We start from the raw sequence: 24757 nt of genomic DNA on the forward strand, positions 1-24757 counted from the left end.
TAAAAGAATGATGATTACGAAGGCCGGGCAGGAAAGACAATGAAACTTAAAGATTACATTTGGCCGGTCGTAGGGTTGGCCGCAGTCGGCATATCTGCATGGCTTCTTTACAAGGAGTTGCGTAGTATTTCGCTGGATGATGTGGTCGACAGCCTTAAAGCTATATCGATGCATCGTTGGGTACTGGCTGCTCTAGCGTCGCTAGTGGCCTATGCCGCCCTTGCTGGTTACGACCGCATCGCGCTTTTGCACCTTCGCCGCAAGATTTCATGGGTGTTTATAGCCCTTTGTTCGTTCACGACCTACGCCCTATCCCATAATATAGGTGCTTCCGTGCTTTCGGGCGCGGTCGTCCGGTACCGCGCTTATTCCTCGCAAGGGATGAGCGGGCCGGAAATAGCGCTCCTGATTGCCTTTTGCTCATTCACTTTTCTAGTTGGCGTTATGAGTTTGAGCGCCATCGTGCTTCTGATTGAGCCGGAAATTCTACAGCGGTTCAATTCGGAATTACCGCTTTCACTAAGTTATATTCTCGGTCTTGGTTCGCTGTCACTTATCTTGCTTTACGCTTTCGGCAGCTGGCTGCACTTTAAGCCGCTACGCATTCGCCAGTTTACCCTTGAATATCCCCGGCTGACTGTTGTCGCGCAACAATTAATCGTAGGACCACTGGAGCTCATCGGCGCGGCTGCAATTATTTATTTCACATTGCCAGAAGCCGGTAATCCCGGATTTATGATTATCCTTGGCATATTTCTTGTATCCTTTTCTGCCGCACTGATATCGCATGCACCGGGCGGATTAGGCGTGCTTGAACTCGTCTTTCTGACGGGCCTCCCGGACATGAATCAAGCCGACGTGCTTGCTGCTCTCATCATATTCCGTCTGTTCTACTTGTTGATTCCATTTGCTCTTTCGCTGGTGGTTGTGCTCGTCTTCGAACGTTCGCAATTGCTCCTGCGCTGGTATAAGAAAGAAGAATGAACATCGGACCATTTTCAGGTTGAGCGATTTCACGTAGGAAATATTTTCCAGATAAGCCACAAATTGGTGCGCAGTTTCTTTAAGAGCACAGCGCCCCACTCTATTTTGAAGGCAGACTTCAACGTGGAGTGCCACAATGACAACATTGATTATTCCGGGATACCGCGGCTCAAAAAATGGCCATTGGCAACGCCAGTGGTTGCTTGAGGATGAGACATCGCAGCTCCTTGAACAGGATGACTGGGACAATCCGGATCTATCCCAATGGCTTCATGTATTGGAGGCCGCTCTTGCCGAAACGCCCGGTGCCATTCTTGTGGCCCATAGTCTAGGATCTATTTTGGTGGCTCACCTTGCGAGCAGGCCTTCAGCTGCGCATGTAGCGGGCGCTGTGCTCGTGGCACCCGCAGACGCAGAGCGTATGGCCGCTTGGGACAAAAAGTTTGCAAGTTTCGCGCCCTTGCCGCGCCATAAACTGAGCTTCCCTTCTGTGGTCGTGGCAAGCCGTGACGATCCTTATATGTCTTTCAATAAAGCACAGGCCCTAGCGAATATCTGGGGTTCCGGTTTCGTTGATATGGGTAATTCAGGGCACATTAATGTTGAAAGCGGTTTCGGCTCGTGGCCAGAAGGACATGTCCTGGCAGATTCAATGCGCAGGCCTCACCAGAGTTTTCGCGCACAACGCGCTGCCTAAGCCAATTGCTTGCGTTCAAGCAGATATTTGAGAACTAATGTCACGACAGCAATCAGCGCCAATGTAGATGAGGCTGCAAATGCACCAGTGACATTATAGTCATTGAATAGCAGCTCAATTTGCAACGGCAGAGTGTTGGTTTGCCCCCGAATGGCGCCGGAAACAACTGAAACGGCACCAAACTCGCCCATCACGCGAGCATTGCATAGCACCGCACCGTAAAGAAGAGCCCAACGGATATTCGGCAATGTAACGTAAAAGAATGTTTGCAAGCCATTGGCGCCAAGGGTGATTGCCGCCTCCTCATCTTCGCTACCTTGAGCATGCATCAGGGGAATAAGCTCGCGTGCAACGAATGGGCTTGTAACGAAAAGGCTCACCAAAAAGATGGCGGGAACCGTAAACATAATTTTTATGTCGTAGTTCTCCAACAACGGTCCAAGCAGGCCCTGACTCCCATATAGGAAGAGATAGGTCACACCCGCAACGATTGGCGAGACCGAAAAAGGTATCTCGATAAATGTAATCAGCAACCCTCGTCCGGCAAATCTAAAGCGCGTAACCAACCATGCCACGCAAATCCCGAACACCATGTTGATCGGCACTACGACGATCGCGGTCAAGACAGTTAGCCAAATCGCGTGCAGAGTTGCGGGTTGGCTTATCTGAGTCAAATAAACCGTCATACCCTCCCGAAATGCGTAGGTGAAAATAACGAGCAGCGGTACGCCGATAAGCAATATAGACAGCAAAATCGCGGAAATTACCAAAAGCCGCTGGGACAATCGCACGGGCTTTTTGCCGTGTCGCGATGACGGCTTCAGGCTCCCGACGGGCGCAGCAAGATTAGTTACGTTCTGCATATTTCAGCTGCCAGGCCTGTATTGAGTTTGTTACGAAAAGCATGACGAACGCTATGACCAACATAACTGTCGCTATGGCTGCAGCTGCGGGATAGTCATATTCATCAAGCCGGATAAAGACGAGAAGAGACATTACTTCTGTTTCAAACGGCAAATTGCCCGAAATAAAGACGATGGCACCAAACTCTCCCAAGCTTCTTGCAAATGAAAGGCTGCAACCAGCGACAAATGCCGGAAAAATGGCGGGCCAGATAATGTTTGCGAATATCTGCCAGTTTGTGGCACCCAAAGAGCGGGCAGCCTCTTCTACATCTGTTGCCACATCTTCCAAAACGGGCTGAACCGTCCGGACAACGAAGGGAATGCTGGTAAACATCATCGCGAGCGCAATTCCCAAAGGTGCATATGCGATTTTGATACCCAGCGGCTCCAAATACCGTCCGAACCAGCCATTGGCGGAAAATACGGTGACCAATGCCAACCCAGCAACGGCCGTAGGCAAAGCGAAAGGCAAGTCGACCACCGCATCAAGAAGTCGTTTTCCGGGAAACTCGTAACGCACCAATACCCACGCTAGGAGCATCCCAAAAAGCGCATTCAGCAAGGTGGCCAACAAAGCTGCACTGACTGTTATGCGATAGGTTGCGACGGCCCGTTCAGAAGAGATGATACTCCAGAAATCCGCCCAACCCAGATTGAAGGATTTGTACAGCATTGCCAGCAATGGCAGAGCCACAATCAACGTAAAATAAAATAACGTCACTCCAAGAGTGAGACCGAAACCGGGCAAAATTCCGCGCTGACTGGACTTGGAAAACAATGACATGCGAGGTTCTTAATTCATCCAGACTTTAACGCAAGTGATCTGTTGCAACGAAAAACGACGCGGATTGGCTGCCGCGCCGTCTGTATAGAGATTTACCTTTGATTCAGCGCTTGGTGAATACCTTATCAAGAATACCACCTTCAGCCAGATGATCTGTGGTGACCTTCTTCCAGCCTCCGAACACATCCTCGACAGTCAAAAGACGGGTTTCTGGAAACTGCGAGGCGTATTTGGCTTTGACTGCTTCATCATGCACACGGTTATAATTCTGCGCGAGGATGTCCTGGCCTTCCGAGGTGTAAAGGAATTTCAGATAGCTTTCAGCAATTGCACGTGATCCGCGCTTATCCGCAACTTTATCGACTACAGATACTGGAAACTCAGCTAACAAGCTTACCGGTGGAATGACCGCTTCGTACTTGTCTTCGCCAAGCTGCTTTCGAGTGCCCAGCACCTCTGCCTCGAACGTGATGAGCACGTCGCCAATCCCGCGTTCAGCGAAAGTTGTGGTGGCAGCGCGACCGCCAGTGTCAAACACCGGAACATTGGCAAGCAACTTTTTCGCGAACTCTTGAGCCTTTGCTTGATCCTTATTGTTTGCTTCAAGCGCATAGGCATAGGCGGCCAAGTAAGTATACCGACCATTACCGGATGTTTTCGGATTGGGGAAAACAACCTTTACATCATCACGAACAAGATCATCCCAGTTCTTGATATTCTTTGGATTACCGGCCCGCACGAGAAAAGCAGGAAGGGAATAATATGGCGATGAATTGTTGGGAAGGCGTGATTGCCAATCGGCTGGGATCAAATTTCCCTTATCGTGCAACACTTGCACGTCGGTCACCTGATTGAACGTTACAACGTCAGCCTCAAGGCCTTCAAGAATGGAGCGCGCCTGCTTCGATGAGCCCGCATGCGACTGGTTTACCGTAATGTCCTTACCGACCTGTACCTTGTAAGCAGCGCTAAAAGCTCTGTTGATCTGCTCGTAAAGTTCACGGGAGATATCGTAAGAGACATTGAGAATTTCCGTAGGCTCTTCTGCCGCTTGTGCAGGAGTTAAAGCAAAGCTCAGCGCCAAAGCCGCAAAAGCAACCAATTTTTTCATGAAATTCTCCCAGTCGGAGGCGATAATCGCCCAATCTACTTTTCAAGCCACACCCAATCCGCCTGCTCTCCGGCTTCACGGACAATTATTCTAAGACTGTCGGTAAAAACGGGCGGAAGGAAGGGTTACCTTTCCAAGGAACCGCAAAGAATAGAAACAAAATACTATGAACTGGGAAAATCAGGGCAAACGACGGCGATGCTCCAGGCCGCCCGCATTAATTGATATACTTCGGGTCTCAGGCTGTCGGTTTACCAAAAACCACGATGCTGCCAGCACCACAGAAAATCTTCCTCGCCCGAGTTGCGCCGCTTCTTCACAGGAGCTTTATCATCTGCGCAATTCTCAGAATTACGAGCATCGAATTTGATGTTATCAGACGTAAATACCTCACGCCATAAACGCTCCGCTCGATTGAAGATGTTTGAGACTTCACTATACATTGCGACCTCCAAAAATAACTCGGCTGTAAAGTGGCTTACCATTGACGGGCAATAGAACGACAATGATGACGCCTTGAAATTGTTTGTCAATAATCACGACTGATTTAATCGTGTATCAAAATGGCTTCACAAAGGTATTTTCCAAAGCAAAAACCTTAATGAATTATTATTTTTCAGAGCATTACGTGCCATTATTGAGACATTCGGGCGCCGCAAAAAAACTCACATTTTTTACGTTTTTATACTAGGAAATGTTTATCGAAGGGCTATGACTGCACCCAGAAGGTTGTAGGCTAAGAAGAATGATATCGCAAAAAGCAAAATATGCTCTCCGCGCGCTTGTCGTCCTCGCACGCGCCGACTCTGAAAAAGCTTTATTCATTTCGGATATTGCAGAAGAGCAAAATATTCCAAAGAAATTTCTCGAACAGATTTTGCTAGACCTAAAGCGTGAAGGCATTGTCATGAGCCGAAGAGGCAAGATGGGTGGCTATCTTCTTCTGAAAGGTGCGGACGACATTACTTTCGGCGAAATTCTGCGCCTGATAGACGGCCCCATAGCTTCCCTTCCGTGTTTGAGTAAAATTGCCTATCGGCGCTGCGAGGACTGCAGCGATGAAGATACCTGTGAAATCCGCCATGTTTTCAACGAAGTTGCGAATGTAACACGCGGGGTACTCGACAAAACGACCATTGCCGATTGTCTGATCTATGGCGAAAAGGGGAAAATACCCGCCATTCTTGATATGTAAAAGGACGATGTGGTGGTCGCTGAAGATCAAGATACTCTTCGATTTTATTCAGAAGAAGCTGAGACCTATGCCAATCGCATTGAACATAGATCATACGAACGATTGGATTCCTTTCTTATTCGTCTTACTCGCAATTGCTCCATTCTAGAACTTGGTTGCGGCGGCGGCGATGACAGTGCCCGCATGCTCGCTCTAGGCTTTGACGTTACACCTACCGATGGCAGCCCAGAACTTGCCTATCAAGCTGAGAAACGTCTGGGCGTTCCTGCAAAAGTATTGAAGTTCGATCAAATCAAGGATCGCAGCAAATTTGATGCTGTGTGGGCCAACGCCTGTCTTTTACATGTTCCGCGACCAAACCTTGCCGCTATTCTTCAGCGTATCGAGCGAGCGCTTAAATCGGGCGGTGTGTTTTATGCCAGTTACAAGGCTGGAAAGCAGGAAGGGCGCGACAAGTTTGGCCGTTATTATAACTACCCCTCCCCTGAATGGCTTAGGCAGGCTTATGGCTCAAGCTGGTCTTTGGTCGAGATCAAGAATTATATGGGAAGTGGTTACGATAATGAGCCGACGGAATGGCTCGATGTTATTGCTACAAAGGCCAGGTAATCTCCCTATGTAAATACAGCCTTGCCTATTACAGGCGTTGACGGCACAGCCATATCGCGCGGCTCCAGCACGACCGCTTGATAAGCTTGATGGCCAGCCTCAACAGCTTTGGCAAAAGCCTGTGCCATTGCTGGCGGATTGCCTGCCTTGGCTACCGCTGTATTGAGAAGGACCGCATCAAATCCCAATTCCATCACAGCCGCTGCATGCGACGGCCGACCCAAGCCAGCATCGATAATAATCGGAACCTCAGGGAAATGCCCGCGTATCGAGCGCAATGCATGCAAATTGAGCGGTCCCATGGCTGAACCAATAGGTGCGCACCACGGCATGAGAACATCGCAGCCCGCTTCCAGCAACCGTTCAGCGATGACCAGGTCATCGGTTGTATAGGGAAACACCTTGAAGCCATCTTCGCTCAAAATCCTTGCGGCTTCTACCAAAGCGAAAACATCGGGTTGTAGAGTGTCGTGATTACCAATGACTTCAAGCTTGATCCAGTCTGTAGAAAAAACGTCACGCGCCATATGCGCAGTCAGCACAGCTTCTTTCACTGTGTGACACCCGGCTGTATTAGGCAACACACGCAATTTCAAGGAACGAAGCAAGGACCAAAATCCGTCGCCAGTTTTCGTGCCAGCCATTTCGCGGCGCAACGACACGGTTATGATCTCTGTTCCTGAAGCTTTAATCGCATCTATAAGAATTGCAGGAGATGGATACTGCGCCGTACCAAGCAAAAGGCGAGACGATATTTCGGCGCCATAAAGTTTCAACATTTCACCCACCCTGCTTCGGGGTCAAAATTTCGATGCGATCACCATTCTTTAGAGTGTGATTCTGCCGCTCGTTTGCTCGTACAAGCTCACTATTGACTGCTGTTGCGAGCCATTCACCCTCAAATTCAAGCTCTAACAACAGCGCTTCAAGAGTTTGCGCCGAGACATCATGCGCCTGTCCGTTCACGGTGAGTTTCATGGCGTATACTCCTTTCTTTCAGGATCATGTCGGCAGCCTGCTTTGCCATCGCTGGCGCAAGCAGAAAACCGTGTCGATAAAGTCCGTTAATGCTGATGCAATTGCCCGTTTTAACCACGCGCGGCAGATTATTTGGGTAGGCTGGGCGAACGCCTGTTCCGGTTTCGATAATTTCGGCTTCACCAAATGCCGGGTGAACAGTGTAGGCAGCGTTCAACAATTCCATCATTGAGCGCGCCGTTACCGGTCCATTTGCATCGCTCTCAATCATCGTCGCGCCCACCATGAAAGTGTGGTCCGGTCGGGGCACAATATAAAGCGGGAACCGCGGGTGAATAAGCCGTATGGGTCGTGACAGTGATATGTCTTTGCTGCGCAAGATGAGCATTTCGCCACGCACGCCCCGCAAATCAATATCTGGAGACGCGATTCCAGTACAATCGATAACCCATTCAAAGCTGGAAATTTCAGCGGCGCTCGTCCCAGTTTCGCAGCGGGCGCCTAACCCAACGAGTTTTGCCTTTAATTCCGTTAGAACCTGACGTGGCGCCAGATGCGCCTCACTTTCAAAGAACAATCCCTTGCGGAAAGCCGCTGCGCCAAGATCGGGTTCCAAGAGCGAAATTGCTTCCTCACCAATGCGCACAAAGCCCGACGTCCGCGCGCCAAAGCGCTCCAGTTCTTTTACATCCCGCGGTGTGGCCACCACCAGCGTTCCCTTGCGACTCACGGATCCGGGAATTACAGACTCCCACCAATTGGCCGCGTTTATTCCAAGATCAATGACAGCCTGTTCAGCGCTTTCGCGCTCACACCAAGGTGCGAGCATGCCACCGGCATACCAGGAGGCTGCAGAATTTTCGCCGCCAAAGGGGTCTAGTATCGTCACTTCGGCTCCACGTGCTCGAAGCTCATAAGCAACTGTGAGGCCGGCAACGCCGGCCCCTTTCACCAGAATATTCACCTCATTCCCCGGCATTGAGCGGCATATAGAGCTCGCCGCCTGTGCGGAATTTCTCCGCCATCGCTGCCATGCCTTCTTTTTGAGCCTCCGCACGAATGTCGTGTGAAATGCGCATTGAGCAAAACTTCGGCCCGCACATTGAGCAAAAATGCGCAACCTTATGCGCTTCTTTCGGCAAGGTCTCATCGTGGTAGAGTCTCGCCGTCTCAGGATCAAGAGAGAGATTAAACTGGTCCTCCCAGCGAAACTCAAAGCGCGCACGGGATAGAGCATCATCTCGAAGCTTCGCCGCCGGATGCCCCTTGGCCAAATCCGCCGCATGTGCAGCAATCTTGTAGGTAATAACGCCGACCTTTACGTCGTCTCGATTGGGCAATCCCAGATGTTCTTTAGGCGTAACATAACAAAGCATCGCCGTGCCAAACCAGCCGATCATTGCAGCACCGATGCCAGAGGTAATATGATCGTAGCCGGGAGCAATGTCTGTCGTCAGCGGTCCAAGCGTGTAGAATGGTGCCTCTCCGCAAACAGCAAGCTGCTTGTCCATATTCTCTTTGATCTTGTGCATCGGCACATGACCGGGACCTTCGATCATAACCTGGCAATCTCTGGCCCAAGCGATCTGAGTCAGTTCACCCAATGTTTCAAGCTCAGCAAACTGCGCCGCGTCGTTTGCATCGGCTATTGAACCGGGTCGCAATCCGTCACCGAGTGAAAAACTGACATCATAAGCACGGCAAATATCGCAGATTTCCTCGAAATGCTCATAAAGAAAGCTTTCCCGGTGATGATGCAGGCACCACTTTGCCATGATTGAACCGCCTCGCGAGACGATGCCCGTGACACGATTAACCGTCAGTGGAATATAATGCAGTCGGACACCGGCATGAATAGTAAAGTAGTCGACGCCCTGCTCTGCCTGTTCGATCAGCGTATCTCTGTAAACTTCCCAAGTCAGATCTTCAGCGATACCGCCAACCTTCTCCAGCGCCTGATATAGCGGGACAGTTCCGATGGGAACCGGCGAATTACGGATAATCCACTCGCGAATATTGTGGATGTTGCGCCCGGTCGACAAGTCCATCACCGTATCGCCACCCCAGCGGATAGCCCAAACCATCTTTTCGACTTCCTCCTCCATCGACGATGTGACGGCGGAATTACCGATATTGGCATTGATCTTCACGAGGAAATTCCGACCTATGATCATAGGCTCAAGCTCAGGATGATTGATATTGGCAGGTATGATGGCCCGCCCCCTGGCGATTTCCTCCCGTACGAATTCCGATGTCACATGATCCGGTAACGATGCACCGAATGACTCGCCATCCCGAACCTGGTTCCGTGCGGCTTCCCGACCGAGATTCTCCCTTATGGCGACATATTCCATTTCAGGCGTAATAATTCCCGCGCGGGCGTAAGCAAGCTGCGTAATCGCTTTTCCGTCGTAAGCGCGGCGTGGCTGATATTGAACAGGAAATTCTCTTGTAAGCCGCTCGCCCGTGGCGAAGCCATTGTCAGCTGACTGGATTATTCGCCCCTTATAGGAATAGCTATCGGCCTGTTGACCGATTTTCCATGCCTCACGAACACGTGCGATCCCTTTATTGATATCGATACTTGCAGTTGCGTCAGTGTAGGGACCGGATGAATCGTAAACCGCAAGGTTTGGCTCACCAGCGGTGGGATGAACCGCAATTTCGCGCAAGGGAACGCGAATATCAGCATGTATCTGCCCTGGTTTATAAATCTTGATTGAGGCGGGAAGCGGCCCGGTTGAAACTTTCGGGGCCTCGGTAATTTTTGTTACAGCAGTCATCGTCAGGTTCCTTTGCGTTATTGCAGGAAACCCAGTTCTGAGCCGGAAGGATGAAAGAAGCCTCGCGAATCCAATCATGGATTCAGTGCGAATGCACTATGCGCGATAACCTTTGCACCGTCCCTACGCCAGTGTGAACTGGATCAGGTTCAACGGGTCACTGCGCTTGGCTATGCCTGAAGCAGTATCTCAGCCCCTTGTCGGGACTCCCCTGGTGAATGGCCTAAAGTGAACCGCCTGACGTATTGCTGTCAAGCGCTTCATAAAATTACGAAGCGCGAAGCGGTTTCAGAGCACCTGCCCATTTTGCAAGTTCAGTCAAAACCGTGCTGGCGCTGGTAGTTATCAGTTCATTTGGCGTGAACACGCCATCATCGTTGATAAACTGCTGGTACGAAGGAATGGGAACGCTTTCTGCAAGCGAAACCATACGGAGTGCCGAGATCAACCCTTTGACCGATTCGGTAGCACGCAAACCACCGGAAACACCGCCATAACTTACAAAGCTTACAGGTTTGTAGTTCCACTCATTCCATAAATAGACTAAGGCATTGATGAGCGAAGGTGGCGCGTTGTAGTCATATTCAGGCATTACAAAGATGTAAGCGTCGGCCGGCTCAATCGCCTCACTCCACTTCTTTGTATGCGGATGTTCGTATTTTTTCATGCGGGGATGATTCGGTTCGTCATAGACCGGCAACTTGAAATCAGCCAAATCGATAAGCACAGGGTCGAACTTGCCATCCTGCTTGGCGAATTCGTTGAACCACTTTGCTACAGCAGGACCACCACGCCCGGGCCGCGTGCTTGCGATTATAATATTGAGCTTGAGTGCCATAGGATCATATCTCCAAAACTGCGATAATCGATAAGTAAAGACATTGACCCATCGCACAAGAAGGCACTTTTTTGAAACTGCCCGGAATGTCTGCGCAGTCCCACAAAAACGAAACCCGCTATAGCGTTTTGGCCATGCGGGTTTGTCGTCACAATGAAGGGCGTTAAAGCCCGTCAGATATCAGCGATTATTATTATAGTCGTTACCTGCTGGCGCGCCAGGGCGTGCAACACGTTCTTTTTTCTTTGGTCCAGGCAACAAGCCTTCGCGTTGAGCCTGCTTGCGGGCGGCCTTGCGGGCGCGGCTAACGGCTTCTGCTTTTTCGCGAACACGACGTTCAGAAGGCTTTTCGAAAGCCTGACGGGCCTTCATTTCGCGAAATAGACCTTCGCGCTGCATCTTTTTCTTCAAGACCCGTAGGGCTTGTTCAACATTGTTATCACGGACGAGAACTTGCAATCGTTTTCCTTACCCATGCTTGCCTCGTCTTGCAGTACCAAAACTGGCCACAATCAGACAAGCGTTTGAAGAATTGCCACAACGGCAATCCGGAGAAGCGCGGACTTTATTCATTCCCGCGCCAAAAATCCAGTGCACCCAAGCAATTAAACTTGGATACGCAATCTTTAGATTGCAGCCGTGATGATGATTTCAACCTTATATTCCGGTGTTGCAAGCTTGGCTTCACCTGTCGCGCGTGCTGGAGCATTGGCCGGATCAACCCATGCATCCCATACTGCATTCATTTCGCCAAAGTCCTTCATGTCATCAAGCCAGATGATGGCCTGCAACAACTTCGACTTATCTGTACCTGCCTCTTTGAGCAAACGATCAACCGAGGCCAGGACGTCTTTAGTCTGTTCTGTTACGCTCTTGCCCGGACCACCTACCTGACCGGCCAGATAGACTGTATTACCATGGATCACGGCCTGGCTCATGCGAGGGCCTGCTTCAATACGACGAACGCTCATGAAAATCTCCTGTGGAAGGTTTCGGACAAGCCGAGGCTTGCTTGGTGCAAGAAAAAAGGGCCATACGGCCCTCGTTTCAGAAAAATGGTGGGCACAGTAGGGATCGAACCTACGACCCGCTGATTAAGAGTCAGCTGCTCTACCAACTGAGCTATGTGCCCGTCAGCCGCTTCCGCGACGACAGTGAGCGCTCTATAACGGGGCAAATCTTGCCTGTCCAGCCCTTCACCAAACTTTATCGCGCTGATCGGCAAGAAGATGAAATTTTCGTTCTCAGACAAACAACTTGCCCTCTGCCACCTTGATCGCCGCGCCACCGATTCGTGCGCTTATGATTGCCTTATCCTTAATATCGAGTTCTAGCTCAAGTTTCGACAGCCGGCCCATCTCATAGCCTTGTTCAATAGAAAATCGCTGTACGCCATCAAGCGGTTCATCGAACAAGTGAATTGCACCGGCAAACGCAGCTGTCGCTGAGCCGGTTGCAGGGTCTTCATAAGTTCCTTCGTCACTGACAAACATACGCGAATGAAAATCGTTCTCATGCCCTACGGTTTCACGGCAGTAAGCATAAACCGGCAATTGCCTATGGCCAATTCGGGGTGCTATCCGCTGCATTGCAGCCTGATCGATCCGTATTCGAGCAGCTGATGCAAGACCACGTATCGGCACAAGTAAAAATGGTACACCGGCATCCCAAATGCTGGGAACATGGTTTTCAAAACCAATCTCGTCGCGCTCTAACCGCAGTGCCCGCGCTATGGCAACCTTGTCGTAGTTGTAGTCTACCCGTTGCGGCAATTTAGGGAGGTCAAATTCCGCAAAAGCCCCGTGTTTTCCCAGTCTTACGCCGCACCGAACAGGTCCAACCTGCTCTTCCAAAATAATAAGCGCATCTTGATCGTTTTCAACTTCACCAAAACGATTTTGCGCAAGTGACACAGCTGTCCCAACCGTAGGATGCCCGGCGAACGGCATCTCATAATCCGGCGTAAAAATGCGAACCCATGCTGTATGAGCGGCGTTTTTCGCCGGCAGCACGAAAACTGTTTCCGACAGGTTGAACTCACGGGCGATACGCTGCATCGCCTCATCATCAAGGCCCTGCGAATCGTGAACGATTGCCAATGGATTCCCTTTCAGGACCTCGGAAGTAAAGACATCATATATTTCATAACGGCGGAAGGTCATGGGCGTTGCCCCTTTTTCAATTTGATGAAAAATAGACCAACCCTAAAGTGGCGCAAGTCAAACCTTGTAACGGTTACATTTGGCTGAAATGCCAGTCGCCGAACGCGCGGAATGTAACAGGTGTTGTATCGGTCATATCAGCCGATGAAGCCACTGCAACAACATCGTCGAGCTCCGAAATAAGTTCTGCAGCGATATGGCGACGTATGCGCGTCAACAATTCTTGGGAACACAAATCAAAATAATAGCGACGAAACAATGCAATGCTGCGATCCGCGGTAACGAGATAAATATTGCTGTCAAAGCCCTGAGCATCCGCTAAATCAATAGCAGTCTCCTCCAAAACCTCACGCCTCATATTCCCTTCAATATCAATAATTTCGTTGCGCACATCACCTTCATCAAAGGAACCGGCCGGAAAATAGACACGCCCTGCCGCCGCCGTTGAACTGGCCATTCGACCGGCGATCAGCTTATTGTCGTTAGAGACGATCACGCCTACTGCATAAACGTGCCAAGGCTTCAGTGATGTCCGATTCTTCTTCCAGTGCATCATCGTTTTGAAACGCGTGCGTTTATAGACCGCTTCGAAGGCATCACCGTTGACGTGAGCCTGCTCAGCCATAAAGAAATCGCCATTGAAAAGAGTAGGATTGGCTCTAATTTCCTCTTCCCAATTTGCCCCAATTTCAGACTTGTTTTCTAATTCATAGGTGAGCGAGCCACTTTCTATCCGTATCGCGGCATGTTTGAGCTCAATCACCGTCTTCTCGGGAGAGGCTTTCATTGTTCAAACCATGTCAAACGTAACTACGACAGGACAATGATCGCTGGCCTTGGGGCGATCCCAGCCAATACGAGGAAAACGTTCAAACTTTTGATCAGGTGGGAATACTGCCCGGAATGGCTGTCCTTGTCTGATGATGTCGGGAACAGCTTGCATGTTATTCTGCGCCAAGGACGGTGACGCCAAGATATAATCAAGCTGGCACAAGTGCCGTTCATTGGGTCCTCGCGTGTGATAAAGCGTCCAGCGATCCATTTCGGGGCGTCTTTCTACCAGATTTTCACAAAAGCCACCCTCAAGCAGGATGTTAAGACTGCTCTCTATCTCTTTAACCGGCTCGAACATGTACCCAACCAGCGTGTCCCCCTTGATAAGAACACGCTCTCGATAATCATTGAAATCACCACAGATGACCCAACTCTTATCAGCTGATCCCCCACTGCTGGCAAATTTGTCTTCGATGATACGGCGCACGGCCTTTGCCTCCGCAACTCGGACGGGCATGGAAGCAGCCCGCCCATCCATGCCGTTGCGAGGCGTGCCCATGGATTTGAAATGACTGACAAAAAGCGTCAACGGCTTTCCACCGATGCGCACGTCGATCTCTAGGCAGTCACGCTTGAATATTCGCTGGTAGGATTCGATACCCAATAACGCCAGGTCAGAGCTATAAATACCAAAATCATTATATGTGAGATGGGCATGACTCGTCATCGCAACAAATTCGATCGGTAAACCGTCACGTGTCTGATCTCGCATCAGGACAGCAACGTCGATGCCACGGCTGTCATTTCCTTCGACCATATATTTGTGGCGATAGCCCTCACCCACCATCTTGAACAAATAGCCGAATTCGAAAGCATTCAGCGCGCCGATATTGTCCACCTCCTGGAGGCAAAGAATGTCCGCGTGAGTTTCGGCGATCGCCAATGCGGTCAGCTGGCGTGTGTCATCGGCATAAGCAATAGCTCGAGCCTGTTCGAGTTGCCGGTATTGCGCCTCATCATCTATCTGAAAGAGCTGCAAGGCTCTGTCTTTGTTAAGATTATTTTTGAAACCGGAAAAGTCGAAGCGATTCATCAGATTTTCAACGTTGAAGGTAGCAATGCGAACTGACATGCAAATACTCTGGATTAAGATCAATGACGCTCTATGCGCTCATAGCCTACCCGCATTACCCCGTTGCTGCCAGTAGCGATTGGCATCACAAGCGCCTATATCAACCCTATGAATAACCGGAAGCTTGAAACAATGAAATTTCTTAAGATGGCGCTGGCTCTTCTGGTTTTAGAAATGGTCGGCCAGATGCCGACTGCTTTCGCGCGAGAAATCCAGACATATCGACCGGCTCCGCGAGGGCTTGATGTGGTGCCGCGATCCCCAACGATCCTGCGCAATAATAGTCCGTATCGGGATAGTCTGCGGGATTGTTCGACAGGAAACTGCTACAATGGACGAGCTAACCGACCGACCGGAAATAACGGTCCTACGCAGGCTGAGAAATGTCGCGCGGCCTATCAGTCCTATCGAGCTTTCGACAATACCTATAAGCCATATAACCGTCCGCGAGAACGATGCAATTTGTAATGTAAATTCAGTGGCTTCGCCGGATCTAAAGGCACAAAAAAGCCACCGGGTTTCGCCGGTGGCCTTTAAAATTGTGTTCTGATCTTCTTAGTTCTTTGCCTTATCGACCAGCTTGTTGCTACCGATCCAAGGCATCATGCCGCGCAGCTTCTCACCAACTTCTTCGATCTGGTGTTTGTCATTGTTGCGACGGATGGCCTTGAAGCGCGATGCGCCGGCCTTATACTCCTGCATCCAATCGGAAGTGAACTTGCCGGTCTGAATGTCGGTCAGAACGCGCTTCATCTCTGCTTTTGTCTCAGCCGTGATGATGCGTGGGCCGGATACATACTCACCCCACTCTGCAGTGTTCGAGATCGAATAATTCATGTTGGCGATACCGCCTTCATAGATCAAATCAACGATGAGCTTTACTTCGTGCAGGCACTCAAAATAGGCCATTTCAGGCGCATAGCCACCTTCAACCAATGTTTCGAAACCGGCGCGGATCAGCTCAACGAGACCGCCGCACAGAACAACCTGTTCACCGAACAGATCGGTTTCGCATTCTTCACGGAAATTGGTTTCGATAACGCCCGAACGACCGCCACCAACGCCACAAGCGTAGGATAGAGCGAGATCATGTGCGTTGCCGGATGCATCCTGATGAATAGCGATGAGGCATGGTACGCCACCGCCCTTCTGATACTCACCACGAACCGTGTGGCCGGGGCCCTTTGGCGCGATCATAACAACGTCAACAGTCTTCTTCGGCTCAATGAGACCGAAGTGAACGTTAAGACCATGAGCAAAAGCGATCGCAGCACCGTCGCGGATGTTATCGGCGATATGGTCCTTGTAGATATCGGCCTGCAATTCATCAGGCGTTGCCATCATCATAAGGTCGGCCCATTTGGCTGCCTCGGCAACGCTGACGACCTGAAATCCGTCCGCTTCAGCCTTTTTCGCTGTTGCTGAACCGGGACGCAGAGCAATGCGGACATCCTTTGCACCGGAATCCTTCAGATTGAGCGCATGCGCACGCCCCTGCGAACCGTAGCCGATGATGGCGACCTTCTTCGACTTGATCAGATTGATGTCCGCATCACGATCATAATATACGCGCATTTTGTTATTCCTTCCTATGTTTCAATCAGTATTGTTTTCCAGTCGCTTGACCGGTTTTTCTCAAGGTTTGTATAGAACCAGAAATTGTTCAGTGGCCCGTTTTGCGTCACGCTCAATAGCTGCCTCGCCCAACTCGAAGCGATCTCCTAGCAGCAGACGAATTTGCAAATCGCGAACAACCAGACCAAAAAATGTACGGAATGCCTCATCGGTCTGTTCGAACTTAAGCAACCCCGCTTCCCGGCCAAGCAGCAGAACGGGCTCGAGCCTGCGAGCCATGGCAAATGGGCCATTCTCCAGAACGATACCGCCAAGATCGCGACCAAGTCCGTGCTTGTCTGTGCCGGCATGCGTGACAGCAACGCGGTTCAATGCAACTGAGATTTTACCCGACAAAACCCGCAGCCAATCGGCCGCGAAACGCTCCAAACCAGCTACCAGCGCATCGCGATCAAATGCATTGCGGCTGACGGGTACTCCCCTGACCTTGGAGGCTTGCCACTGGACTGTAGCCGTCAGCAAGCCATCGCGGTCGCCAAACCATTTGTATAAGCTTTCTTTCGAACAGCTTGCACGGCGCGCCACGCTTGTCATTGTGAGTTTGTCGCCAGCTTCAACCAGAAGCGCGAGCGCAGCATCAAGGACGTCTTTCTGACGTTCCGTTAATGCCGTTTCGCTGATTTCCAGTTCTGCTTTCAACACATCCTCCATCCGTACCGTACCGTACCGTACGTTACGGCTTGGCTTTTAATACATGTCCCAGGGTTTGACAAGCGTTAGGCCGAAAATTCAGCTCCAGACTTTCTCACGCAATCCGATCGGTCCAAATGGATCTATCAGCGTGCCTGAAACCATTGCTGCCAATAATTGCGGCGCTGGCGGAATGCCAGAAATTATTGGTACCAAGCGGTCACGGATGAAGGGCAATATTCTGGAGTCTGATTGATAAAATGGCGTGAATGCGCGCGACAACGCTTGGAAACTCCGTATATGCCCACGTCGCGACGATGCATATAGCGACAATGCTGTTGCAAGGTCTGATGAAGAATGCAGCGCATGAGCGAGAGCCTTGGCATCCAGCAAAGCCATATTTGCACCCTGCCCCAATTGGGGACTCGTCGAATGTGCTGCATCGCCAATAACCGAAAGGTGACGCCCGATTGGGAAAGGGAGTGTATGATGGCCATAACGCGCCAATGCCATATCATCGAAGCTGCCGATCTGGTCGAGATAAACCGAACATTCCGGCCAAAGTGACAATATATTGTCTTTCCATTGCGTCATTCCGGCACTACGCAATTTTGCGTCTTCGTCTGGCTTGGTACTCCAGAAGAAGGCAGCGCTCTTCTCGCCAGCAACGCTTGCTTTGCCTATCGGCAGCACGCCAATCATTATTCCTGCTTTGCGATAACGCTGTTGCAGCGAACGCTCATCAAAGGCATCCGGATGCCATTTGAGCGAGGCCCAATAAGCCCCATAAGCCAGCGGCTTCGGGTCGCGGCTCTTGTATGCAAATTTATTTATTTTCGATCTCGATCCGCTGGCATCAACAATCAGATCAAAGGCCCCGACGCGGCGGCCAGTATCCGTTATGAGCCAAGCGGAACCAGCTCCGACTTCCATTGAAACAACATCAATATTCGTCTCAATATCGATAGCTTCGCGTAGCACTGCATCGTAAAGCACACCAAACAAAGCCGCCCGGTGAACCGCAATGCCATAACGCCCACCCTTAAGCGCAGAGTATCTCACGTCAAGAACAGTGCGGCCAGAATGTGCATCCGCACCATAAAGTCTGTCGATGCGACTACCCAAACCCCGGATCATCTCAAACAACCCGAGATCGTCAAGAACCGTCAGTCCCGTGGGTTGAAGGATAAGACCTGAACCAACCGCAGAAGCCGATTCAAACCGTTCAAACAATGTAACATGATTGTCCGAACGCTTAAGGTAGAGCGCGGCGGCCAATCCAGCCGGTCCTGCGCCAACAATAGCGATCTGTAATTTTTTCATGCGGACCAGTTTGCTAATGCGGGCTAAATATTGACCTGCGTTCCAATCTCGACGACGCGTCCTGTTGGTATCTGAAAATATTCAGTCGCATCGCTGGCGCTTCTTGCCAGAGCAATGAAAAGACGGTCCTGCCAGCGTGGCATTTCAGAGCGCGCCGAAGCCTTCAAGGACCGCCGGGACAGGAAGAATGAAGTCGTCATAATATCGAACTTCCATCCTTGCTTACGACAAATCGCGAGCGTCCTGGGAATGTTTGGTCGCTCCATATAGCCGAACGTCAAGGTTACCCGCATGAACAGGTCGTTGATAGGTTCTATCCGCACCCGCTCACTCTTTTTCACCAAAGGCGATGGAGCGGTGATTACGGTCAGGATCACATTGTTCTGATGCAAAACCTTGTAGTGCTTAAGACTGTGCATGAGCGCTGTTGGCGTGCTTTTCGGATCGCCAGTCAGGAAAACCGCAGTGCCCGGGACCAGGGTAGGCGGATTTTCAGCCATTTTCTTTGAGATCAAAGCCAGCGGAACTTCGCCCTTGCGAGTTTTCTCGAAGAGCTTCCGGCTGCCGCGAACCCAGGTAAACATGATAAGAACAACCAGGAAAGCAACGACCAAAGACGCCCAGCCTCCATCTACGACCTTAATCAAATTGGCGCTTACAAAAACAAGGTCGATGATGAGGAAACACGCGGTCAGACTGGTTGCCAACCACAAACTCCATTTCCAGATGCGGGTCATGACAATGAAAAGCAGGATTGTCGTTACTAGCATATTTCCAGTAACGGCAATACCGTATGCGGATGCCAGATTTGAAGAGCGCTCGAAGCCCAAAACAAGCAGTATAACAACAATACCGAGAAGTGCGTTGACCTTTGGCAGGTAGACTTGGCCTGACTGTTTCTCTGACGTGTGCTCGATATTCAGGCGCGGCAGAAGGTTCAATTGCACAGCTTGACGGGACAATGAATATGCGCCCGAAATAACGGCCTGGCTGGCGATAACAGTGGCCATAGTCGCCAACACAACCATCGGTAAGAGTGCCCAATGCGGGAACATCTCGAAGAATGGATTTTTTGCTTCATCCGGATAAGCGAGGATGAAGGCGCCCTGCCCAAAGTAATTGAGCAGCAAACACGGGAAAACAACCCACATCCAAGCGGTAGCAATCGGTTTGCGTCCAAAGTGGCCAAGATCGGCATAAAGCGCTTCCGCACCCGTCACGGCAAGGAACACAGTTCCAATGGTGGGGAAAGCGGTACCCGGATTGTCCATGATATATTCGAACGCATAGTATGGGTTAACAGCCGCAAAAATGCTGAGATCGTCGGCAATGTGCAGCAGGCCGAAAAAACCGATTGCAAGAAACCAGATCAACGTAATCGGTCCAAATATCTTTGCTACGCTCGCTGTCCCAAACCTTTGGATGGAGAACAAGGTTAGGAGGATGACAATCGTTATCGGGACGATAAATGGTTTTAATGTTGGCGTTACTATCTCAAGTCCCTCGACGGCCGAGAGAACAGAGATCGCAGGCGTTATCACGGCATCCCCATAAAACAGGGAAGCGCCAATGATACCAAGCCCCAAGATAAGTTGCGGCCGTGATTTAAAGCTGGACCGGGCCAGGGCCATTAAGGATAGGATACCGCCTTCGCCGTCATTATCTGCGCGCAATACGAAGGTGACGTACTTGATGGTAACAATGACCGTCAATGCCCAAAAAATCATGGATACGACGCCGAGCACGTCAGTACGGCTCAAGCTGCCATCAAGGGAGGCAGCATGCAACGCTTCGCGAAAAGCATAGATCGGGCTGGTTCCGATATCGCCATAGACAACACCAAGCGCGCCCAGAACGAGAACTGGAAAGGCTTCCTTGTGATGCGGTTCTGGCTCGTAACTTACCGAACCGTTATCGCAATCATCGCCGACCGCTTGCTGGTCATTCATAAAAGTTTTCCCTCGCTCCTACAGCGTGGGCGGACGAGTTAGTCGTGTTGCACCGCAATATCAATCGCCATTTTAACATATCTCATCCTTTGCGTTATGCAAAAATGCATGACAGCAGATTAGCATGCTAAATCAAAGCATTATACCTTGAGCGCATTGAGAAATCTTTCCACAGAGCCCGCCATCCCATGTATTAAAGCATCCGCTGTGAGGCCGTGACCAATGGAAACTTCGGCAAGTTTTGGCACTTTCTTCACCAGCGCAGGTAAATTTGCTACCGTCAGATCATGTCCGGCATTCACCGCAATACCCGCTTTCGCTGCTGCAGATGCCGTAACGCCCAGCTTCTCAAGTTCAATTAGCGCGCCGTTTGGGTCATCATACATTGAGCCATAAGGGCCAGTGTAAAGTTCAATTCGATCAGCGCCAAGTTCTTTTGCGGCCAGCGGCGTCTCCGGATCCGGATCAACAAAAAGGGAGACTCGCATGCCGCGGTTTTTCAAATCCCGAATAATAGGCGTCAGAAATTCTGCGTTGCGCTCCAAGTCCCAACCATGATCGGACGTCGATTGGGCTGGATCATCCGGCACCAGCGTCACCTGCTCTGGTTCATTCCTGGTAACCAGTTCGAGAAATTCACTGGTTGGATAACCTTCAATATTGAACTCTGCTTCAGGAAACTCATCATCAATGAGGGCACGAATTTCCGGAAGGTCGGCAAACCGGATATGCCGTTCATCGGGCCGGGGATGCACCGTCAGTCCGGAAGCCCCCGCAGCCAATGCTATACGGCCGATACCGATGACATTTGGCCAAGGCAGATCACGGCGGTTCCGCAACATAGCAATTGCGTTCAGATTAACAGACAAAGATGCGGTCATGAAAATATCCGGAGCAGTGTATTTGGGTTTTGTTGTACATGAGTTTGGAGACGCTAGACATGCTTATCTTTGCGACGGCAGCGCAAACCCTCAACTTAACCACCTGAATTTATCGGACAACAGTCAAGCGTTCGGCTGCACGGGTTATAGCCGTATAAAGCCAGCGATCCCGCGTGTCTCGAAACGCATAGCTCTCGTCAAACAGCACCACTTCGTTCCACTGTGAACCCTGTGCCTTATGAGTAGTCAACGCGTAGCCATAATCGAAATCATCGAAACGCTTCTTTGTTTGCCACGGTATCTCCACATCGGGATCGTCAAACTGCGCTTTCAGCAATTTTATTTTCGCGACACCCCGTCCTGGCTCTTCATCTTCCGGTGCGATCAGCAAGTTGATGCCAGGTTTTACTGTCTCGCGTGAAGAGGTCATCACCTTCCAAAGCGAACCATTGAGAAGCCCCTTGGCTGGATCGTTACGCAAGCAGACCAGCTTATCGCCTGCCTGCGGAAAGGCAGCCGAAAATCCCTTGAGCTCTCGCAAGCGCTGATTATATCGTTTGCGGGTTCGGTTCGTACCCACGAGCACTTGATCTGCCCCCAGCACCAGCTCTTGAGTAACCTCTGACTTGGAAATCACCTTGGCGGCACCATAATCGCCAAATTCAAATTCGCGCCCCTCACGAACGTCCAAGGCCAACCGCAAAATTGGATTGTCACGCGCTTGCCGATGAATCTCACTCAATAGAAAGTCAGGCTCATGTTCGGTGAAAAAGCCACCGCCGGATATGGGCGGCAATTGTCCCGGATCACCCAAAACAAGAATTGGCGTTCCGAAACTCATAAGGTCCCGCCCCAATTGCTCATCAACCATCGAGCACTCATCAACGACAATCAATTTTGCCTTTGCTACAGGACTCTGCCTATTGAGCGAAAAGGTTGGCGCGATGCTGGTTTTGCCTGTCGTTTCGTTTTCGACAGCCTCTTCACCGCGCGGCCTATAGATAAGCGAATGCAGCGTGCGCGCGTTCTTGGCGCCCTTGGAACGCAAAACCTGCGCAGCTTTGCCCGTAAACGCAGCAAATTGAACATCGCCTTCGATATGTTCCGCAAAATAACGCGCAAGCGTTGTTTTGCCGGTGCCGGCATAGCCAAACAGCCTGAAAATCGGACTTCGTCCGCCCTTCAGCCATTTTGAGACGGCCTGTAAGGCCTCATCCTGTTGTGGTGACAGTTGCATGATCCTGAGAGACAGGATTCGTAATCAAAGGGCAAGGAAAATGCTGACAAAGGCCATTAGACTATAGATTATCAGGATTCCCGGAACGGATCTGTCCTTCGCCGGCAAGGCCAAATTGCTGGTCTAACATACGAAAACGGTCGCCCTTGACCTGCAACTTCCAGCAAATTTTCTTTTCCTCACCTTCATAAGTGAAACATAGGCTACCTTGGTCCAGCGCCCACTCCCCCGAATATGACATGCCCTTTGTTGCGAGCTCGTCGGGCTTGCAGCATTCGATCATCTTGCCGCGTGATGTGCCGTCAGCGCCAAGATACTCGCTGAAATTAAAGGGCGGCTGCGCTTTGACTTCACCGGTAAGCGTTGCCCCTGTGACGATCTTACGGAGCTCTTCCTCATTAGGCGTAGGCCAAATATCTGCCTGTGCAAGGGCCTGCGTTACCACAAGTCCTCCAACAAGGGCAGCAAGAACAGAAATACTTCGCAATACTGTCAGCATAGTTTTCATACCCGATCAGGATCATTTTCCAGCCTGATAGGCTGCCCATGAGGCGTTGCCAAGGCAGCGCGTTGCCAGGCACGCGTCAGCAAATCTATATCCGCTTTTGGCGCAACCTTCTTTTCCGTTATGAGCGATTCCAACGCAGCAAGCCAGCATTGATAATAGTCGCTAGGGTCTTCCAGCTCGTCCGACTGTTTTAGTTGGGACGATAAAGCCTGTGCCCACTCGGCCCAGCTGAACAATCCACGCTCATGTAGCGCGACCACCATTGCAAATGCTTCTGCCTGCCAAGGTTGCGCAAAAACCGTTGCTTCTCCTCCAGGGGCGGCGGAATTACCGATCAGATCATGCAAGCTCAATATAATCCTCCCAAGCGTCAATACTGATGGTCAACAAAGGATCTGCGGCAACACCCCAAATTTCTGAAGCTTGAAACACGACGGTATAGACATATTGAGGGTTTTCCCCTTGGCCATGCGCGTTCGTGTCAGGAAACACGAAACCATCGCGAACAGCTTCGATGATACCGGTCTTGCCCCGCGCATAGCGTGGTAGGCGCGTATGAGTCTTAGGATTTAGATTACGGGTTCGCACTCGATCACCCGCTTGGAAACGAGGCTCGGACTTCATCTCCCTGTCGCATGGACCACCTTTAGCGAGCACGGAGGGTACGCTTTCTGCTAATAAGACACGTTTTGGAGTCGCGCCCTTTGTTAAAAACCGCGCCATTCTCAATTCGTCATCTGAAACGAACCCATGTCGCTCCAGGAGAACTTCCAAAGCCTTGATCCAAATTTCATAGTAGGATGACGAATAATAATCGGCTGGATGCAGGCTTTCTCGAGCATGACGGCTTTCATCAATGTTCCAATGCCCCATGCCACCCGCAGCAAGCGTGATGCCTAACGCCCTTTTTTCCCATTCTGCATGAAACAATGGCTCGTTGACTTCAGGGGCAACGGGACCAAATCCCATCTGCCCGCCAAGATCGTGCGGCCCGTTCATGTATGCCCCGGCGTCAAAGGCAGTCCGGTCCCGATCATTGAATCCCGCGTAACGAGAGCGGCCAGTTGCTCATCATTCAGGTCATGGGAACCTTCAGGGCGCAGTGGCACCACCAGGTAGCGCAGCTCAGCGGTTGAATCCCACACCCGTATCTGGGTGGTTTGAGGCAGAACCAGATCAAATTCGGCGAGAACACCGCGAGGGTCGATCACGGCTTGTGATCGATAAGGTGGCGATTTGTACCAGACTGGAGGTAATCCAAGCACTGACCACGGATAACAAGAGCAAAGTGTGCAAACGACAAGATTATGTGTATCGGCCGTATTGAATACAGCCTGCATATGCTCGCCTTGCCGACCGGTGAATCCAAGTGAAGCGATAGCCGCCGTAGCGTCCCGCTGGAGCCAGTCTGAAAATTCAGGATCGCTCCACGCTTTTGCTACTACCTTGGCGCCATTTCTTGGGCCGATCTTGGTTTCATAAGTCTCGACTATGGCATCTATCGCCAAGGGATCGATCAAACCCTTTTCGATCAGGATCGTTTCCAGCGCACGCACTCGCGCAGCCATGGGGTCAAGCTCATTATCATGGTGATGGTCGTCGTGATCATGTGGCATGGCAAAATCCTATGCACCTAAAGCCT

At 50.8% G+C, this 24757-nt stretch carries 28 protein-coding genes, 1 tRNA gene and 1 riboswitch; of the genes, 4 read left to right on the forward strand and 25 right to left on the reverse strand.

Going from position 1 to position 24757, the window contains the following annotated elements:
* Window positions 1–39: 39 nt before the first annotated feature.
* Together AC6CHM_RS05835 and AC6CHM_RS05840 are read left to right on the forward strand one after the other, a co-directional pair.
* The gene (locus AC6CHM_RS05835; protein ID WP_115052627.1) at window positions 40–984 is read left to right on the forward strand and encodes a lysylphosphatidylglycerol synthase domain-containing protein; all 945 of its coding nucleotides are present in this window, start codon (window positions 40–42) and stop codon (window positions 982–984) included.
* Window positions 985–1120: 136 nt separating this feature from the next.
* Window positions 1121–1681 (forward strand): RBBP9/YdeN family alpha/beta hydrolase, encoded by a 561-nt coding sequence (locus AC6CHM_RS05840; protein ID WP_498172355.1) that lies wholly within the window; start codon window positions 1121–1123, stop codon window positions 1679–1681.
* Here AC6CHM_RS05840 and cysW read toward each other — a convergent pair.
* The 4 genes from cysW to AC6CHM_RS05860 form a co-directional block, all read right to left on the reverse strand.
* Complete coding sequence (gene cysW / locus AC6CHM_RS05845; protein WP_498172356.1) at window positions 1678–2544, reverse strand: sulfate ABC transporter permease subunit CysW; 867 nt, start codon at window positions 2542–2544, stop codon at window positions 1678–1680. The two genes, AC6CHM_RS05840 and cysW, sit on opposite strands and share 4 nt — an antisense overlap.
* Window positions 2528–3370 (reverse strand): sulfate ABC transporter permease subunit CysT, encoded by an 843-nt coding sequence (cysT, locus tag AC6CHM_RS05850; RefSeq protein WP_307286041.1) that lies wholly within the window; start codon window positions 3368–3370, stop codon window positions 2528–2530. The genes cysW and cysT overlap by 17 nt, the downstream gene beginning before the upstream one ends.
* 103 nt (window positions 3371–3473) lie before the next feature.
* On the reverse strand, window positions 3474–4481 hold the full coding sequence (locus AC6CHM_RS05855; protein WP_498172358.1) for a sulfate ABC transporter substrate-binding protein: 1008 nt from the start codon (window positions 4479–4481) through the stop codon (window positions 3474–3476).
* A 251-nt stretch (window positions 4482–4732) separates the two neighbouring features.
* On the reverse strand, window positions 4733–4924 hold the full coding sequence (locus tag AC6CHM_RS05860) for a hypothetical protein (RefSeq protein ID WP_115052623.1): 192 nt from the start codon (window positions 4922–4924) through the stop codon (window positions 4733–4735).
* 302 nt (window positions 4925–5226) lie between these two features.
* Here AC6CHM_RS05860 and AC6CHM_RS05865 point away from each other — a divergent pair, with 302 nt between their 5' ends.
* Both AC6CHM_RS05865 and AC6CHM_RS05870 read left to right on the forward strand, forming a co-directional pair.
* Window positions 5227–5676 (forward strand): RrF2 family transcriptional regulator, encoded by a 450-nt coding sequence (locus AC6CHM_RS05865; RefSeq protein ID WP_115052622.1) that lies wholly within the window; start codon window positions 5227–5229, stop codon window positions 5674–5676.
* A 12-nt stretch (window positions 5677–5688) separates the two neighbouring features.
* On the forward strand, window positions 5689–6285 hold the full coding sequence (locus tag AC6CHM_RS05870; protein ID WP_498172360.1) for a class I SAM-dependent methyltransferase: 597 nt from the start codon (window positions 5689–5691) through the stop codon (window positions 6283–6285).
* Window positions 6286–6290: 5 nt separating this feature from the next.
* Here the strand turns inward: AC6CHM_RS05870 and AC6CHM_RS05875 are convergent, their stop codons facing one another.
* The 21 genes from AC6CHM_RS05875 to nthA all read right to left on the reverse strand — a co-directional run bounded on the left by AC6CHM_RS05875 (window position 6291) and on the right by nthA (window position 24731).
* Window positions 6291–7064, reverse strand: a complete 774-nt coding sequence (locus AC6CHM_RS05875) for a thiazole synthase (protein ID WP_498172362.1) — start codon at window positions 7062–7064, stop codon at window positions 6291–6293.
* Between the two features lies 1 nt (window position 7065).
* The gene (thiS, locus tag AC6CHM_RS05880; protein WP_115052620.1) at window positions 7066–7263 is read right to left on the reverse strand and encodes a sulfur carrier protein ThiS; all 198 of its coding nucleotides are present in this window, start codon (window positions 7261–7263) and stop codon (window positions 7066–7068) included.
* On the reverse strand, window positions 7232–8227 hold the full coding sequence (gene thiO / locus AC6CHM_RS05885; protein WP_498172364.1) for a glycine oxidase ThiO: 996 nt from the start codon (window positions 8225–8227) through the stop codon (window positions 7232–7234). The genes thiS and thiO overlap by 32 nt, the downstream gene beginning before the upstream one ends.
* Window position 8228: 1 nt before the next feature.
* Window positions 8229–10046 (reverse strand): phosphomethylpyrimidine synthase ThiC, encoded by a 1818-nt coding sequence (gene thiC / locus AC6CHM_RS05890; RefSeq protein ID WP_498172366.1) that lies wholly within the window; start codon window positions 10044–10046, stop codon window positions 8229–8231.
* A gap of 102 nt (window positions 10047–10148) precedes the next feature.
* Window positions 10149–10269, reverse strand: a riboswitch (TPP riboswitch).
* 45 nt (window positions 10270–10314) lie between these two features.
* Window positions 10315–10884 (reverse strand): NADPH-dependent FMN reductase, encoded by a 570-nt coding sequence (locus AC6CHM_RS05895; RefSeq protein WP_498172367.1) that lies wholly within the window; start codon window positions 10882–10884, stop codon window positions 10315–10317.
* Between the two features lie 180 nt (window positions 10885–11064).
* Entirely contained in the window at window positions 11065–11343 is a 279-nt protein-coding gene (gene rpsU, locus AC6CHM_RS05900) for a 30S ribosomal protein S21 (RefSeq protein ID WP_115052617.1), read from the reverse strand.
* 167 nt (window positions 11344–11510) lie between these two features.
* Complete coding sequence (locus AC6CHM_RS05905) at window positions 11511–11855, reverse strand: RidA family protein (protein WP_008123603.1); 345 nt, start codon at window positions 11853–11855, stop codon at window positions 11511–11513.
* 85 nt (window positions 11856–11940) lie between these two features.
* Window positions 11941–12016: transfer RNA gene (locus AC6CHM_RS05910), tRNA-Lys, on the reverse strand.
* 112 nt (window positions 12017–12128) lie between these two features.
* Window positions 12129–13067, reverse strand: coding sequence for a PhzF family phenazine biosynthesis protein (locus AC6CHM_RS05915; protein WP_307286626.1), 939 nt, complete (start codon window positions 13065–13067; stop codon window positions 12129–12131).
* Window positions 13068–13119: 52 nt separating this feature from the next.
* Window positions 13120–13833: an NUDIX hydrolase gene (locus AC6CHM_RS05920; protein ID WP_307286067.1), complete on the reverse strand. Its 714-nt coding sequence runs from the start codon at window positions 13831–13833 to the stop codon at window positions 13120–13122.
* A gap of 3 nt (window positions 13834–13836) precedes the next feature.
* A complete protein-coding gene (locus tag AC6CHM_RS05925) occupies window positions 13837–14952 on the reverse strand; it encodes an endonuclease/exonuclease/phosphatase family protein (protein ID WP_307286070.1) in 1116 nt (371 codons plus the stop codon).
* Between the two features lie 555 nt (window positions 14953–15507).
* Window positions 15508–16527, reverse strand: a complete 1020-nt coding sequence (ilvC, locus tag AC6CHM_RS05930) for a ketol-acid reductoisomerase (RefSeq protein WP_113097408.1) — start codon at window positions 16525–16527, stop codon at window positions 15508–15510.
* A 60-nt stretch (window positions 16528–16587) separates the two neighbouring features.
* Window positions 16588–17238 carry a TetR/AcrR family transcriptional regulator gene (locus AC6CHM_RS05935; protein ID WP_498172369.1) on the reverse strand — a complete coding sequence of 217 codons (651 nt, stop codon included), beginning with the start codon at window positions 17236–17238 and terminating at the stop codon, window positions 16588–16590.
* A 78-nt stretch (window positions 17239–17316) separates the two neighbouring features.
* A complete protein-coding gene (locus tag AC6CHM_RS05940; RefSeq protein WP_498172371.1) occupies window positions 17317–18540 on the reverse strand; it encodes an FAD-dependent oxidoreductase in 1224 nt (407 codons plus the stop codon).
* 23 nt (window positions 18541–18563) lie between these two features.
* Window positions 18564–20489, reverse strand: a complete 1926-nt coding sequence (locus tag AC6CHM_RS05945; protein WP_115052611.1) for a potassium transporter Kup — start codon at window positions 20487–20489, stop codon at window positions 18564–18566.
* Window positions 20490–20629: 140 nt separating this feature from the next.
* Window positions 20630–21370 carry a pyridoxine 5'-phosphate synthase gene (locus AC6CHM_RS05950; RefSeq protein ID WP_115052610.1) on the reverse strand — a complete coding sequence of 247 codons (741 nt, stop codon included), beginning with the start codon at window positions 21368–21370 and terminating at the stop codon, window positions 20630–20632.
* A 109-nt stretch (window positions 21371–21479) separates the two neighbouring features.
* Window positions 21480–22607, reverse strand: a complete 1128-nt coding sequence (locus AC6CHM_RS05955) for an ATP-dependent DNA helicase (RefSeq protein WP_122083390.1) — start codon at window positions 22605–22607, stop codon at window positions 21480–21482.
* A 61-nt stretch (window positions 22608–22668) separates the two neighbouring features.
* On the reverse strand, window positions 22669–23115 hold the full coding sequence (locus tag AC6CHM_RS05960; RefSeq protein ID WP_115052608.1) for a hypothetical protein: 447 nt from the start codon (window positions 23113–23115) through the stop codon (window positions 22669–22671).
* Entirely contained in the window at window positions 23112–23468 is a 357-nt protein-coding gene (locus AC6CHM_RS05965; protein WP_336439811.1) for a nitrile hydratase accessory protein, read from the reverse strand. The genes AC6CHM_RS05960 and AC6CHM_RS05965 overlap by 4 nt, the downstream gene beginning before the upstream one ends.
* A complete protein-coding gene (nthB, locus tag AC6CHM_RS05970) occupies window positions 23455–24114 on the reverse strand; it encodes a nitrile hydratase subunit beta (protein WP_498172374.1) in 660 nt (219 codons plus the stop codon). The genes AC6CHM_RS05965 and nthB overlap by 14 nt, the downstream gene beginning before the upstream one ends.
* Entirely contained in the window at window positions 24111–24731 is a 621-nt protein-coding gene (nthA, locus tag AC6CHM_RS05975) for a nitrile hydratase subunit alpha (RefSeq protein ID WP_498172376.1), read from the reverse strand. Before nthA ends, nthB begins: the two co-directional genes overlap by 4 nt.
* Window positions 24732–24757: the final 26 nt, after the last annotated feature.

Source organism: Phyllobacterium sp. GQ127 (genome assembly GCF_059758635.1).

What these genes read in the sequence shown, in the direction of transcription:
- cysW (WP_498172356.1), bottom strand. Translation starts at nt 2,544, where the DNA reads ATGCAGAACGTAACTAATCTTGCTGCGCCCGTCGGGAGCCTGAAGCCG.
- AC6CHM_RS05950 (WP_115052610.1), bottom strand. Translation starts at nt 21,370, where the DNA reads ATGACCGCATCTTTGTCTGTTAATCTGAACGCAATTGCTATGTTGCGG.
- AC6CHM_RS05905 (WP_008123603.1), bottom strand. Translation starts at nt 11,855, where the DNA reads ATGAGCGTTCGTCGTATTGAAGCAGGCCCTCGCATGAGCCAGGCCGTG.
- AC6CHM_RS05945 (WP_115052611.1), bottom strand. Translation starts at nt 20,489, where the DNA reads ATGAATGACCAGCAAGCGGTCGGCGATGATTGCGATAACGGTTCGGTA.
- AC6CHM_RS05855 (WP_498172358.1), bottom strand. Translation starts at nt 4,481, where the DNA reads ATGAAAAAATTGGTTGCTTTTGCGGCTTTGGCGCTGAGCTTTGCTTTA.
- thiC (WP_498172366.1), bottom strand. Translation starts at nt 10,046, where the DNA reads ATGACTGCTGTAACAAAAATTACCGAGGCCCCGAAAGTTTCAACCGGG.
- AC6CHM_RS05935 (WP_498172369.1), bottom strand. Translation starts at nt 17,238, where the DNA reads ATGGAGGATGTGTTGAAAGCAGAACTGGAAATCAGCGAAACGGCATTA.
- AC6CHM_RS05865 (WP_115052622.1), top strand. Translation starts at nt 5,227, where the DNA reads ATGATATCGCAAAAAGCAAAATATGCTCTCCGCGCGCTTGTCGTCCTC.
- AC6CHM_RS05960 (WP_115052608.1), bottom strand. Translation starts at nt 23,115, where the DNA reads ATGAAAACTATGCTGACAGTATTGCGAAGTATTTCTGTTCTTGCTGCC.
- cysT (WP_307286041.1), bottom strand. Translation starts at nt 3,370, where the DNA reads ATGTCATTGTTTTCCAAGTCCAGTCAGCGCGGAATTTTGCCCGGTTTC.
- nthA (WP_498172376.1), bottom strand. Translation starts at nt 24,731, where the DNA reads ATGCCACATGATCACGACGACCATCACCATGATAATGAGCTTGACCCC.
- AC6CHM_RS05920 (WP_307286067.1), bottom strand. Translation starts at nt 13,833, where the DNA reads ATGAAAGCCTCTCCCGAGAAGACGGTGATTGAGCTCAAACATGCCGCG.
- nthB (WP_498172374.1), bottom strand. Translation starts at nt 24,114, where the DNA reads ATGAACGGGCCGCACGATCTTGGCGGGCAGATGGGATTTGGTCCCGTT.
- AC6CHM_RS05875 (WP_498172362.1), bottom strand. Translation starts at nt 7,064, where the DNA reads ATGTTGAAACTTTATGGCGCCGAAATATCGTCTCGCCTTTTGCTTGGT.
- ilvC (WP_113097408.1), bottom strand. Translation starts at nt 16,527, where the DNA reads ATGCGCGTATATTATGATCGTGATGCGGACATCAATCTGATCAAGTCG.
- AC6CHM_RS05925 (WP_307286070.1), bottom strand. Translation starts at nt 14,952, where the DNA reads ATGTCAGTTCGCATTGCTACCTTCAACGTTGAAAATCTGATGAATCGC.
- AC6CHM_RS05860 (WP_115052623.1), bottom strand. Translation starts at nt 4,924, where the DNA reads ATGTATAGTGAAGTCTCAAACATCTTCAATCGAGCGGAGCGTTTATGG.
- AC6CHM_RS05940 (WP_498172371.1), bottom strand. Translation starts at nt 18,540, where the DNA reads ATGAAAAAATTACAGATCGCTATTGTTGGCGCAGGACCGGCTGGATTG.
- thiS (WP_115052620.1), bottom strand. Translation starts at nt 7,263, where the DNA reads ATGAAACTCACCGTGAACGGACAGGCGCATGATGTCTCGGCGCAAACT.
- AC6CHM_RS05835 (WP_115052627.1), top strand. Translation starts at nt 40, where the DNA reads ATGAAACTTAAAGATTACATTTGGCCGGTCGTAGGGTTGGCCGCAGTC.
- AC6CHM_RS05840 (WP_498172355.1), top strand. Translation starts at nt 1,121, where the DNA reads ATGACAACATTGATTATTCCGGGATACCGCGGCTCAAAAAATGGCCAT.
- AC6CHM_RS05955 (WP_122083390.1), bottom strand. Translation starts at nt 22,607, where the DNA reads ATGCAACTGTCACCACAACAGGATGAGGCCTTACAGGCCGTCTCAAAA.
- AC6CHM_RS05895 (WP_498172367.1), bottom strand. Translation starts at nt 10,884, where the DNA reads ATGGCACTCAAGCTCAATATTATAATCGCAAGCACGCGGCCCGGGCGT.